Source organism: Streptomyces durocortorensis, from assembly GCF_016901035.1.
In the GTDB taxonomy this organism is placed as follows: domain Bacteria; phylum Actinomycetota; class Actinomycetes; order Streptomycetales; family Streptomycetaceae; genus Streptomyces; species Streptomyces durocortorensis.
On record NZ_JAFEUF010000204.1, the window covers coordinates 1 to 12,849 of the forward strand.

Genomic DNA, 12,849 nt, shown 5'->3' on the forward strand with positions numbered 1-12,849 from the left:
GCCTGGCCGACCGCGCGAAGGACTCCGTGAGCGCCCTGTCGGGCGGCCAGCACCAGCGCGTGCTGATCGCCCGCTCCAGCAGCTTGATGACCTTGTGGCCCTCCGGGAGCCGCCCCGCCGACCGCTCCGCATCCGACAGGGCGGCGGGCAGGCCGTAGCGCTCGCACGCCGCTGCGGTCAGGACCAGCAGCGGGTCGGCGTCCTTCCCCGACGCGTGCAGCTTCTCCGCCCCCACCCGCGCCTCGGCCAGCGCCCATTCCACCAGGGCGGGAAGGGACTTGGACGGCACATCGAGAAGCAGACCACCGGTGCCGTAGCCGGTTACCTGCTGCTCGTCATCAGTGTCCAGGACGAGCAGCGGACCGTGTGCGTACGGGCCGGATCCTGCGGGCGCGGGGGAGTGGGCGGCGGCGGCCCGGGGGGCGTCGGGGCGGCGTGAGCCGCGTGCTGGACGCTGTGCGGCCGTCGGCGACGGCTGTGTGACCGCAGGGGCCGGGACGGCAGGAGCCGGGACGGAGGCGTTCGCCGCCGCAGGTGCGGAAGGTGCCGCCTCGGCCGGAGCGGAGGGCGCGGCGGGTGCCGTGGCAGTCGGGATGGCCGGGGCGCCGCCCTCGGTGGTTGTGGGGGAGGGGTAGAGGCGGGCGAGTTGCTTCAGCAGGTGGGCGTAGGGCTCTCGCTGGGGCGGGCGGGGTTCGGTTTTACCCGACTCCCACGCGCCGACGGTCGCCCGCCGCACGTCCAGGGTGGTCGCCACCTCTTCGAGGGTGAGCCCGTGGGCCTGCCGCAGGCGCTTGCGCTCGGCGGGCGGCGGCAGCGGAGACCGGGACGCGACGAGCGCGTCAACAGCATCGAACAACTCGGACATGGTGAACCTCCGCCACCCACTGTACCCCTGAACCGCACACCAATCGCACAACTAGCGTTCGAATCACGTACATTCACCGTACCTGAAGGGATTGGTGGTGGTAGCGTGAACCGGCCAGGGCTCTCGAGAAAGACCTGCCGCAAACACTCAGCGGGACGATGCCCCCCCCGCAGCCCGCACCGCCCTCAGGAGTGCTGTATGACCGTGGTCGCCGCCACCCCCGGCCTGCCGGAGAAGCGAGCGCTGTTCCCCGACCAGGCGGAAGCCGTCTCCCGGGTGGCGCGGCATCTGCGGCGCCCCGGGACACGGGGGCTGTACGTCGCGGCGACCGGAACGGGCAAGACCCTGGTCTCCATCCGCGTGGCCGACGAACTCCACGCACGCCTGGTCCTGTTCGTCGTGCCCACCCTCGACCTGGCAGCCCAGACCGCCCTGGCATGGAGGCGCGACGGCCACACCGAGCACATGGTGATCGTCTCCTCCATGGACGCCGCCGGCCGCGACGCCCTGGTCTCCGCCCGCGTCATGTCCAGCAGCGACCCCGTCACCCTGGCCGCCCTCATGTCGGTCGTGGGGGAGAGGGCAGACCAGATCCCGGCCCTGACGCTGATCTGCACCTACGACTCACTCGACAAGATCCAGGAAACCCACAACACCGCATACGCGGTGCCGCCGTTCGACCTCGCGATCATGGACGAGGCACACCGCATCGCCGGAAGGCCCGACAAGAAGTGGGCCGCCGTCCACGACAACCAGCGCATCCGGGCCGACCGTCGCCTCTACATGACCCCCACCCGCCGCGTCTTCGCCGCCCCCGACCTGGCCGAGTCCGCCGACACCACCCGCCCCCGCCGCCGCACCTCCAACCTCCCGGGCCCGGCAGCCGACCTGTTCGCCAACTCCATGAACAACGAACAGACCTACGGGAAAAAGATCTTCGAGTATCCGCTGGCCCAGGCGATCGAGGACGGCCGGGCACCGGACTACCGCATCGTGGTGCCCACCCTCACCGACGAGGACCTGCGCCGCCGCATCAATCTCCCAGCACCCGACCCCGACGGCGAGGGGGAGGGGCCGGACCAGGCCCTGCGCACCACCGCCCTGCACCTGGCCGTGCTGCGCGCCATGGCCGACCACGGCCTGAAGAAGGTGCTGGTCTACTTCAACCTCACCTCCGACGCCCGCCTCTTCGCCCGCGAACTGCCCCACACCCTGCGCCAGCTCGCGGCCACCGACCCCCACCTGATCCCCGACACCCGGCCGGAGACGCTGTTCGTCCACGGCGAGGACACCCCCCAACAGCGCGAGAAGACCTTCACCCGCTTCGCCCAAGCCACCACCGCGATCCTGACCAACGCACGCCTGGTCGCCGAAGGCGTCGACATCCCCAGCGTCGACGCCGTCGTCTTCGCCGACCCCACCCGCAGCGTCATCCGCTGCGTCCAGGCCCTGGGCCGCGCCCTGCGCCTGGACGTCTCCGGCAAGACCGCCAGCCTGATCGTCCCCGTCTGCCTCCCGCCCGACGCCAGCCCCGAAGACATCCTCGGCTCCGCCTACGAACCGGTGTGGGCGATCGCCTCCGCCCTGGCCAGCCACGACCACCGCATCCTGGAACGCCTGCCCGACAAGGCCAACCGCCTACCCAAGGAAACCAGCAACGTCATCGAACGCCGCTGGCACTTCGACTTCACCGTCCACCCCGAACGCATCGCCCAGGCCATGGACCTCGTCTCCTTCGACCCCCGCGACCCGACCACCTCCCGCTCCCGCCGCCTCGGCCTCGCCGCCGCCCAGGCCTACCACGACCAGCACAGCCACCTCGACGTCCCCGCCGACTACACCGACCCCACCGGCCACACCCTGGGCACCTTCATCACCGCCATGCGCGACGCCCGCAAAGCCGGCCGCCTGGAGGCGGACTGGATCGCCGAACTCGACGCCCTGGACATGATCTGGGACAAGCACGAAGCCGCCTGGCGCTCCCGCCTCACCGCGGCCGCCGACCACCACCGCACCCACGGCCACCTCGCCGTCCCTGCCACCACCCCGCTCGGAGCGTGGCTCGCCGAACAACGACACCTCGCCACCACCGACCAGCTCACCCCCGCCCGGACCGACGCCCTCACCGCCATCGCCCCTGACTGGCGCCTGCCCCATGGCGCGGACTGGCACCGCAAGTACCACCTCCTGCGCACCCACCTGGAGGCGGGCAACGACCCCGCTGCCCTCACCCCCGACACCCGCATTGCCGGGGTCAACATCACCTCCTGGCTCACCCGCCAGCTCGTCCGCTGGGCCACCCTGCACCCCGGGCAGCGCGACCTGCTCACCGCACTCGGCCTCACCCCCGCCATCAGCCCCCTGGCACCCCCGCGCCGCGCCCGCCGCACCTTCGCCCAGACCGTGCAGCTCCTGGAACTCTTCCTCCACCGCCACGGCCGCGCCCCCACCGCCCGCGAGACCCTCCGCGTCGACGGCGACACCGTCCAGATCGGCCCCTGGTTCGCCAAGACCCGCACCAAACACCGCGACGGCCAACTCCCCACCGACCACGCAGCCCTCGTCGCCGCCCTCTTCGACGGAGACTGGTGCGCCCCCGACCCCATCCCGGCCGCTGTGGCGTAACTTCCCCTCGAAGACGAAGCGTTGAGTACCTCAGCGGATGTTCGCTGCCAGGCGCGGCGGCAGTCTTGGCACATGACACAGCAGTGGAACCGCCTGGAGGACGCCCAGCTGGCCCTTGGGACGACGACAGCTGCGGGGGTCCTCGCAGTGGTGACAGTCGGCTTCGCGCTGCGGCTGATGTTCGTCAAGCGCACCCGTTGGGCCCGTGCGCGCGCTGCCTGCGAGACAGCCCTGTTCCTGGGGATAGCTGCGACGGCGGCCAGCATCCCCTTCCTGTCCATCCGGTACGCCTGGGACCGGGACCTCTGGATCACGCTGGCGGCCAACGCCGCTCTCCCTCCCGTAGCACTCTGGTGGGTGCGTTACCGCTACGGATGGCCGAGCCGCAGGAAACACTGACGCCACGCCGACCGGGCGGAGCCACGCCCGGAGAACCGTAAGTGAGTGTTGGGGATCCTGAGCGTTGTGGCGTAGTAGCAGCTGCAGAGCGATCACCTTTCGTCCGCACCATCCGGACGCTGCTCACCGCCGCCCCCGGGCCCCACCGCCCCCCCGCCCCCCACTCTCCGTAGCGACGCCGCACCAACAGCTCCTCCGCCCCGGACCGGGAAGCACCGTCCGCCGAAGCCAAAAAGCAAGCCCTGGGGCAGACCGGCTCGGTCACCCGCTACTGAACCCGTGCACCGGGCACCCCAGGGGAAGCTTCCTTCCCCACCGGGATCCCTGCATCCCTGTACGCCAGGCATCTCTTTGGCCTGATCTGGCACACCGACGGGCCGCTGACGGTAGAACCAGCACGTGAGAACAGGACAGGGGGACAGGACATGGTGGAAGCCGTAAGAGTGCTGATGCTGTTGATGGTGGGGGCAGGGATCTGGGCGGCCTGGCGGCGCAGCCTCTTCCCCGGCACATGGGCCCACACCTTCCACACGGCATACGCCGAAGAACGCGCCCTGCTCACCCAGGCGCGCAGCGAACTGCGCGCGGTGGACAAGGACCAGCGCCGGGCGTACAGCGAGGCGGACGCGAAGGTCGGCTCGGTACGCGGGGAGTACGAACAGCGCGTCGGCAAGCTGAAGCGGGAGGTGGCGCTGCTGGAAGATCCCGGCCGGGGCACGGAACGGGGACGTCTGGGCGGGCTCGTCCTGTACGAGCACGCGGTCCTCATCTTCCCAGAGGGCAGGCAGCTGCCGCTCGCAGGACTTCAGGCCCGAGTCGACCGTAGTGAGCGGGATCTGTGGCTGTACATCCACCCGGCCGACGACAGCCCCGAACTGGTGCGGCTTCCTCACCGCCGGGACCCGGCAACAGCCCCGGACGAGATTGTCGAGATCTTCGACGAAGGACAGGTGAGGGGTTTCGAGATGAAGATCAACGCGGCTGCAGCGGCCGAGAAGAGGTTCCGCGACGGTCTGCCGGCACAGCTCGCTCAGGCCCGGGAAGAACTGGCCGAAGCACGCAAGGACACCGGCCCGCTGAAGACCGCCGAGCAGAGCCGGGCGGACGTGATGGACCGCAACCGCACCGACCCCCGCCGCAAGGAAGCCCTCGCCAATCTGACGGCCGAGCGCAACGCGTGGCAGGACCTCACCGGGCGCCGCCCGCCGAAGTAGCCCGAACCCCTCACCCATCCTCGGCCCCAGTGCGGCGGATGTCCGCGTACACCCGGCTCGTAACGCCGGCCCGGCCCGGCACTCGCCGTACAGGGGCCAGGCCTGATGTCGCCCAGCGCTCCTCCAACTGGGCTACCACCAGCCGAAGCGTGTCCTCGTCCGCCGCGGTGATGTCCTGCACCACCAGGCCGGGCTCGCTGATGTGCTGCTCGCTGATCTTCTTCATGCCGTCCCTGACGCCCAGCCGGTGAGCACGGTTCGCGCCCGTCTGCCCCTTCACCCATCCGGCGGACGCGGTGCGCGGCTCGGATGCCGGGGCAGTAGGCCCCGTCGGCAGGCGAAGGGGCGCTGCCGACGTTTCCCGCAGGGGGCTACTCAGAGGCGGGACGTGATGGAGCGGCAGGCCGCCAGCAGGTGCTCGTCGTTGGGGATGTCGCGGAAGCGGCCGCTGCGGCGCTGGAGCGTGAGCTCTTCCCGGACCCGGGGGAGGGCCGGCCGGGCGGCCGGTCCCATGCGGTTCAGGCAGGCCAGGACATGGTTGGACGTCGAGTCGTTCTCCGCCCACGCTGTCAGGAGCGTCCCCACGACGGCGGGCGCCTCTGCGTCACCGCCGATGTCCCACAGGGCTGTCGCGGCGTAGACCCGGGTCCACTCGTAGCCTGCTGTCAGCATCTTTCGCAGACGCGGCAGGGCCGGTGCGGCAGCCTGCCCGATCCGTCCCAGGACGGCGGCTGCTTCGTCGTTCTCGTGGGTGTCAAGAAGCTCAACCAGCCTCGGCACGACGCCGGCCGCATCGCCCTCAAGTTCCCACAGTGCCGCGGTCGCGGCCGCCCGGACGGTGACGTCCTGCGCGTCGGCCAGCGGGCGAACCACATCCAGGGCGAAAGCGGCCTCACGGCCGAAGGAGGCCAGGGCCTTCAGGGCGGAGGCGGCCGTATGCCACTGCTCCTCACGCACGGCCGCGGCTACGGCACTGGCCAGCACCGGTGCAGACCCGGGGTCACCCAGCTCTCTCAGGGCGGACACCAGAGCATTGGCACTCATCGACTGCGACGCATCCGAGAAGTCCACCTCCGCCAGGAGCTTCGACAGCCTCGGCGTGAGGTCACCGGCCGCGCCGCCCAGATGCCCGGCCACCTGCACAGCACGCCAGGCGTCGGTGCCCTCGTCCAGCGCCTCCAGCACACAGGGCAGCGCCCGCAGATCCCCCAGGCACGCCAGCGCCCTGACGGCTTCCTGGTGAGCGCGGCGGACCAGCCGCTCCCGGGCCCCCACACGCGTGGCCCGTGTTCCGCACGGCACGCTTCTACATAGGCGGCGAGGGCCTCCCGCGCCGGCTCGCTCACCGGCACGAGCGCTCCGAGAGCCTCCGCCGCCGCGGCGGAGGTGTACGCGTCCTCGGGCAGGAGACAGCCCGCGATCAGCACCACCAGGCCGGAGTGATCCCCACGCCACTGGCCGATCAACTCCTTGGCCATACGGATCGCGTCGTAGCGCACCCCAGGGTCCGCGCTGCACAACTGCTCGGAGAGCAACGCGGTGCGCTCCAGCACACGATCGTCCAGCACCGTGTGAAGCGCCTCCAGTAGGGAGGTCGTCGGCGCGTGCACGCGGCCGTGCCGCTCCAGATCCTCGAACGCCGCGGCGACCTGCGGCGGCACACCCGGGGAAGGCTCCGTGCCCGCGGCAACATCCGGCTCCGCCTCGGCCCGGCAGGGCGCATCGTCATCCCCGCCGGTCTCCTCCGGTGCGATCTCACGGATCAGACCGACCGCCGCCGGCACAAGAGCGTCGCCGAGCTCTCCCGGAGTGCACCGGACCCGGTGAACGAGAGCAGCGAGCCGCACCTCGGGCACTTGTGCCGTGTCACCGGCCAGATCTTCCAGCCAGCCGGCGGTCGCACCGTGCACGGCCGCATCCCGCAGTGCCACCGTAGCCACCGCCCTCACAACGAACAGCTGCTGCACCATGCTGCTTCTGGGAAGCAGACTGCCAAGGACCTCCAACGCGCGTGCACTGTCGGCGAGGAAGAGCCCCAGGCACTCGATCGCGGGCCGCCGCACCTCCTCATCCGGGTCCATCACCCAGCGGACGAACACCTCGGCACGCTCACCTATCAACGCCAACGCGTCCACATGGGCTCTGGACTCGGTGCCGACCGGCGTGAAGTACACCCCTTCGGGATCCATATCCCGGCACTCTTGCCCGATGCTGAGCAGCAACTCGATGACCGAGCCCCGGTCAGGGGTCGCGAGGCTGTCGGCCATCTCGAACAGGAACGGCAGGCTGGCCGCCGTGCACGGATAGACATCCCCCTGATGGTGCGCCGCACTGTAGAAGTCGCTGAACGCCTTGTCCCGCACACCAGGGTCGGCCGAGGCCATCCCTTTCAGCCAGCCGGGAACGTCGCTCGCCGGACCATAGGCGTGGCCCATGGACTCCCAGTCCACGCCGTCGAATTCATTGATCATCATGCGGGGCACTATGCCGAACACCACTGACACCACCCAGAAGTCGCCTGGGCGGAAGACGCGTGGAGGAGCGAAGACTCTGCGCAGGAGAAGGTCTGTGCTCTGTCGGCGGCGACAGGTCTCCCGGCAGGTGACGTTGCCGGTGCAAGCAGCTTTGACGGCCAGACCATTGGCCTACGCGAAGGCGGCGGTGTTAAGCGGAGCCCGGAAGTCCTCCCACGAGACATGGATGCCGTGCTCGATCTCGAGGAAGCGCAGAAAGGCAACGTCGGGAGGTTCCTCGCCGGAGTATTCGAAGCCTGGCACCCTACGCTCGTCGGGTTCTGCCATATGGCGCACGACCGGCTTGTAGTAGGCCAGTACCTGGCCGTCGACGGCATAGCCGACCTCGTGTTCGCCGTTCACACTGCGGAACACGGTGTATGCGCGAGTTCCTTGCGATAGCGCCGCCAGGTGGGCAGGGGCACGGTTGGTGATGTTCTCGACGGCATAGGCCCAGCCAGGAACCGCGCCAGCGCGAACGATAGCTTCCGGATGTGAGAGGAACCCACCCTCGGTCAGCCGTGATACCAGGCTTTCGTCCTCCCAGTCGAGGAAGTCGAGGTCATTCAAATGACCATCCTCCGGTCGCATCTGGAGCTCGGCCACCACATCGTCGGACAGCTCCTGGAGGCGATGCGGCTCTGCGCCCATCCGCACCAGTAGATCCTGCGGCCGGATACCTTCACAGAGTGTGAAGGTGTAACCCAAGTCGTATGCGGTCGACCGCAACCCGTTCGCCACGTCCGCCCCCTCCTCGCCCCCCGGCCGACTCACCTGGCAATGTAGACCAGGCGATGCGTGGCGATAGCACCACTAGCTCCGCCATCACGGTGACGATGAACAGCATGTTGGCGTAGCCCAGACCGGACGCGGACAGCGGGGCAGCGCAGGTCGAATGCGCTGCGCCCCCACCTCACTGTCAGACATCGTTCACATGCATCCGCCGCACCATGGAACCGCCCCAATCACCTGCAGACAGCTTCCGCCGCACAGGCTCAGGCGCCCTCGACGGGACGAGCAGACTTAGCTCTCGCTCACGTCGCTGCCCCGAGCCGCCCCGACAGGGAAGAACCCGAAGCGGTGGTCATCGGGGTCGCGGCTGAACATGTAGACCTGTGCTTCCCCGGTGATGTCGGCTGGTGGGTCGGTGTTCTCCACGATGATCGCCTGGCCGGTGAACCGGTGGAACAGGTCGCGGTAGAAGTAGTCGCTGACGCTGTCGGGCAGGTTCTCGTCGTCGGTGCGGCGCGCGGCGACAGGCTGCCGGTAGGTGACCAGAGGGGAGTCGAGGATGATGAACCCGGGATGGATGCGTTCCTCGCCGAGGCAGTAGTCGGCCAGACCGACGGCGAAGGCGGCGTGAAGAACCGCTCGCATGCCCTTGCCGTGGCCGACGCGGCCACGGTCGCCCACGAACAGTTCCGCGGTGTACTGGTCGTAGGACACACTGCGGAGCTGGACATGCCAGGCATGAAGGGCCCGCTCGACGGCGCGGTCGAAAGCGGCGACGGCGCCAGCGGGAATGCTGCTTGTGGGGCGCCCGCCGGGGACAGCACCGTCGGCTACCAGCTGGTCGCGGACTTCCTGAAGCTCTTGGATCCGATTGTGGAGTCCGAGCTCCTTCTCGAGGCGTGAACGAGCGGCCATCGCTTCCGAGGCCAGGTTCTCGACCGGGAGCAGCTCTTCTGTGATGCGGGCGATCTCGAGATCGGCTTGCTCGGCCTGGGCGGCGCAGTTCTCACGCTGTCCGGCAACGCCCTCGCGCTGGATCTGGAGATCGTCAATGGTCAGACGCAGGTCGGACAGCAAGTGACGGGTTTTGCCGTCCTCGGCCGCGACCGCGGCGTGCAGGGCGGTCGTCTCCTGATCGTGCTCTGCCGTCTGGTGCTCTGGATCGGCGCCACAGAAGACACACGCCCCGGTGCGGAAGTACCCCAGGAGGTTGCCTGCTTCACTGACCATGGCCAGGCGAGCAAGATCGGACTCGTACTGGCTGCGCAGGAGCCCGAACCGTCCGAGAAGGTCGTCGATCTCCGCCAAACGCTGGTCGTACTGACCGAGCATGATGGCAACGTCCGCCCGGCGCCCCGCGGCGGCCGTGTGCCGCAGGGTGATCTCCCGCAGGGAAGTCGCGACGGTGTCCTGGTGGGCGAGCAGCCGGTGCAGCTGCGCCGCCAGCTCGCCCTCGTTCCCGCGGTGCGGATCGAGCTGGCGCTGAAGGTCGAGGATCAGTTCGTCCAGCAGCCCGATCTTGCCCTTCTGCAGCCTCCGCTGTGCCGCGTTCGGCCTGGCGTCGGTCACCGGCTCTCCCTGGCCGGTCAGCAGCAGCTTCAGAACCGACTTGAGGGCGGTCTGCCCGCTGGTGCCGGTGGAGCGCAGGACCGGCGGAACCTTCGACACCATCCGTGTCTCGCTGATCAGACACAGGTGCAGCAGGTCACGGAACCCAACCAGCTTGGTGCCGCCGGTGTCGTTCGTCGCGATCAGTGTGCCCTCGAGCCCGAGCTTCTCCAACAGATAGCGGGAGATGTTCTTCGAGCCCCTGGCGCTCACACTCAGATCGAGGTCTGGTGCCCGGTAGACCAAGTCCCGAACATCCTCGTCGAAGACATGGACCCGGCTTGCCTGAGGGCCGCGCATGAGCGTGATGACACTGCCGTCGGGCAGGGAAAGGCCGAGGAAGATCTGCGAGTACCCCTCGGCCTCGGGGATGAGGTCGAGCTTGCGCGCGCCCAGCATGTAGTCGATTGCCTCGGTGACGAACGACTTGCCGGTGTCCGAGGCGCCGTAGATGACGGTCAGCTTCTCGCCGAAGACGACCTGTGCCCGCTCCCGGCCGGAGCCGGCGAACGTCAGGTGCAGGAGCCGGATGCTAGGCATGGTCACTTCCCGAAGGCGGCAGTTGGGAATCGAAATCTCGGACCCACCGGTCGGTGATGGCCCTCGTCGCAGCACGCACATCCAGTCCGGAGGACGACCGGGCGGCGATTACCCACGCGGCCCGGTCCCTAAGAGCGGCGACGTAAGGAGCTTCAAGGAGGTCGACGAAACCAGGACCCTCCTCGCTCGCCCGATACAGCAGTCCTTCCTCACCAGCCTCCACGTCTGCCAGCCCTGCCCGCATCAACACGCGCAGGCCCTGCTCGATCAGATGACGCCGCATCGCCAGCTCGCCCGGCCCCGCCGGCAGCGTGGGATGGAGACTGGGCGGACCGTTCAGCTCACCGCTGTGCAGCATGACGTGATCCAGGTACACCAGCTCGGCCAGGTCCAGCGGCTTGGGGAACCTGCGCGTGAGCAGGACCAGGGCACGCATGCCGACTTCGAGCGGACTGTTCAGAGGATTCACAACTCCTCCTGCACCCATGTGAGACGGTCCTCATTGGCGAGCTGGTGGCAAATCCCTTTACGGTCCTCGGGCTTCACATAGTGGATCAGCACATTGGGCCCCAGCGGCATGTCCCGCGCGGCGGCGAGCACACCCTTCAAACGCGCGTATCCGGTGGGAAAGTCGTCCTCCTCCACCTCCGAGACCCCGCTGTACACATCGCTCTGCAGGGACTCGAACGTCCCCTCAGGCACGCTGTCACGGGCGAACATACGCAGCTGCCTCGGCGCAGTAGAACGCCTCCCGCTGCCGCCGAAGGTTCGGCCCCGCTCTGTGATGGGCGTGTGCCTCGGCCGGGGAGCTTGGCGAGCACCCCCACTTCTCGTAGTAGACATCCAGCAGCTGCTGGATGTACCGGGTCTCCTTCGGTGCATGCTCGGGCGGCGCCGCGGGGATGGCGGGCCGGTCGGGCAGGCGCGTGCCGAACCGCCTGACATGCTGCGGCGTCCTGGAATGCACCTCCAGGATCCTGTCGAGGTTGCCGGCCTCGAACCGGGAGAAGTCCGACCGGCTTGCCAGGTCCAGCGCTTGCTGCAGGGGATCCTCGCCGTACTCCTTGTCCAGCTTCCCCATGTTCTTCGCCACCCACTCGAAGAATCCCGTCCGAAGAGCTGACGGCTTTGTAAGAAGCTGGGCGAACGACCCCCCGATCTTCGGAGCGACGAAGACGTACCGCTCAGGCAGCACCTTGTACTTCTGCTTGGCCACCGCAGAGTGGATCTTGAGGATTTCCGGGTACGCGGTAGCGGCGCCGATGGCCTTGCCGTAGTGCTTGCATTGGAAGCAGTGCCAAGGACCGTCGGTCTTGTCCCTGGTCAGGAACGCGGCGATGTCCGCACCCCCGTCGTTGGCTCCCCCCATGCCTACCACGTCCACGTACTCGGCCTCCTTGAGCGCGCTCACCCACTCGTAGACGAACTCCTCCCACTGGTCAGCCGAGTGGTGTACCAGGATCTGCTTGGGCGTCAGCGTGGGCGGCATTGCCATCATGGGGGCCACCACTGTCACTGGCGTCTGCGCAGGCTTGGGTAGCTCATGAAAGAGAGGCTCAGCATGGAACGCAGAGAACCGCTCCGACGTGCTCATCGACCCCCCGGTCGTACATGAAACGGAACCCTGACCCCGATGTTCCTACCACCAGTCACTACGCCATGGACAGAAGAAGTTCAGCCAGCAACAGCCGAAAATGTCACCTACGCACCCTCTTCGTCTGCTATCAGCAACTCCGGGCGGGATTCCGCCCCCGTTCTTCAGACGGCCTTGGCCAGGTCATTGCGGGCGCGGACTTCGGTGACCTGCACTATGCCGCCACTTAGCAGTAGTGCAGGTGTGGGGAACACCCCACCTGTCGGGCCACGTCCCGCTGTGGTGCACGGCTTCGCCCGCCCGCGTCGGTGTTGCGCTGGCGTCCTGATGGCGCCGGGCGAGGTGGAAGGCGCCCACGGATCAGGCAGGGCACCACGTTGTCGGGCAGATCTCGGCATCGGTGACGATCTTGCGGATTGCGACGCGAAGCACGGTCCGGTGCACGAACCGGGACGGGCCGTCCAACGACACCAGCTTCAGAATCCTCCACTCCAAGAGGCACCACCCCTGAATCCGGATTCCCCGAAAGTTCTCCCCGGAGGAAGCACCCGACCCCTCCTTGTAGCCAGCCCCGCGAAGCGGGTAAAGGCCAGGGAGCGCAGCGGACGGGCCCTCAAGGTTCCGGGAACCGGAACCGCCTGAGGTTGCATCAGCAGCCTCGTTTCCCTGGAGCAACGCGGAAGGGAAACCTCTCGAACACGGCGCGGGGCGCCGCGGTAGAGAGGCCCCCGCGCACGAGGGGCGTTCCCCCGCGGCAGG

At 68.6% G+C, this 12,849-nt stretch carries 10 protein-coding genes and 1 pseudogene; 3 read left to right on the plus strand and 8 right to left on the minus strand.

Translation table 11 applies throughout. The features are described 5' to 3' along the window. Positions 1-67: 67 nt before the first annotated feature. Positions 68-865, minus strand: a pseudogene (locus JS521_RS27790) (helix-turn-helix transcriptional regulator); the annotation flags it as partial. A 198-nt stretch (positions 866-1,063) separates the two neighbouring features. Here JS521_RS27790 and JS521_RS27795 point away from each other — a divergent pair. The 3 genes from JS521_RS27795 to JS521_RS27805 all read left to right on the plus strand — a co-directional run bounded on the left by JS521_RS27795 (position 1,064) and on the right by JS521_RS27805 (position 5,103). Further along, positions 1,064-3,490 (plus strand): DEAD/DEAH box helicase, encoded by a 2,427-nt coding sequence (locus tag JS521_RS27795; RefSeq protein WP_205085713.1) that lies wholly within the window; start codon positions 1,064-1,066, stop codon positions 3,488-3,490. A 72-nt stretch (positions 3,491-3,562) separates the two neighbouring features. Then, positions 3,563-3,889 carry a hypothetical protein gene (locus JS521_RS27800; protein WP_205085714.1) on the plus strand — a complete coding sequence of 109 codons (327 nt, stop codon included), beginning with the start codon at positions 3,563-3,565 and terminating at the stop codon, positions 3,887-3,889. 425 nt (positions 3,890-4,314) lie between these two features. Further along, the gene (locus JS521_RS27805; RefSeq protein ID WP_205085715.1) at positions 4,315-5,103 is read left to right on the plus strand and encodes a hypothetical protein; all 789 of its coding nucleotides are present in this window, start codon (positions 4,315-4,317) and stop codon (positions 5,101-5,103) included. A gap of 10 nt (positions 5,104-5,113) precedes the next feature. Here JS521_RS27805 and JS521_RS27810 read toward each other — a convergent pair whose 3' ends face one another. The 7 genes from JS521_RS27810 to JS521_RS27835 form a co-directional block, all read right to left on the minus strand. Then, the gene (locus JS521_RS27810) at positions 5,114-5,329 is read right to left on the minus strand and encodes a DUF6207 family protein (RefSeq protein ID WP_205085716.1); all 216 of its coding nucleotides are present in this window, start codon (positions 5,327-5,329) and stop codon (positions 5,114-5,116) included. Positions 5,330-6,143: 814 nt separating this feature from the next. Then, positions 6,144-7,577, minus strand: a complete 1,434-nt coding sequence (locus JS521_RS27815) for a HEAT repeat domain-containing protein (RefSeq protein ID WP_239487932.1) — start codon at positions 7,575-7,577, stop codon at positions 6,144-6,146. Positions 7,578-7,748: 171 nt separating this feature from the next. Beyond that, the gene (locus tag JS521_RS27820; protein ID WP_307847964.1) at positions 7,749-8,390 is read right to left on the minus strand and encodes a DUF6461 domain-containing protein; all 642 of its coding nucleotides are present in this window, start codon (positions 8,388-8,390) and stop codon (positions 7,749-7,751) included. Between the two features lie 249 nt (positions 8,391-8,639). Next, a complete protein-coding gene (locus JS521_RS27825) occupies positions 8,640-10,496 on the minus strand; it encodes a hypothetical protein (protein ID WP_205085718.1) in 1,857 nt (618 codons plus the stop codon). Continuing rightward, positions 10,489-10,965 carry an ABC-three component system middle component 2 gene (locus tag JS521_RS27830; protein WP_205085719.1) on the minus strand — a complete coding sequence of 159 codons (477 nt, stop codon included), beginning with the start codon at positions 10,963-10,965 and terminating at the stop codon, positions 10,489-10,491. Before JS521_RS27830 ends, JS521_RS27825 begins: the two co-directional genes overlap by 8 nt. Further along, positions 10,962-11,216: an ABC-three component system protein gene (locus tag JS521_RS36905; RefSeq protein ID WP_239487933.1), complete on the minus strand. Its 255-nt coding sequence runs from the start codon at positions 11,214-11,216 to the stop codon at positions 10,962-10,964. The genes JS521_RS27830 and JS521_RS36905 overlap by 4 nt, the downstream gene beginning before the upstream one ends. Continuing rightward, positions 11,203-12,090 carry an ABC-three component system protein gene (locus JS521_RS27835; RefSeq protein ID WP_239487934.1) on the minus strand — a complete coding sequence of 296 codons (888 nt, stop codon included), beginning with the start codon at positions 12,088-12,090 and terminating at the stop codon, positions 11,203-11,205. The genes JS521_RS36905 and JS521_RS27835 overlap by 14 nt, the downstream gene beginning before the upstream one ends. Between the last annotated feature and the right edge of the window lie 759 nt (positions 12,091-12,849).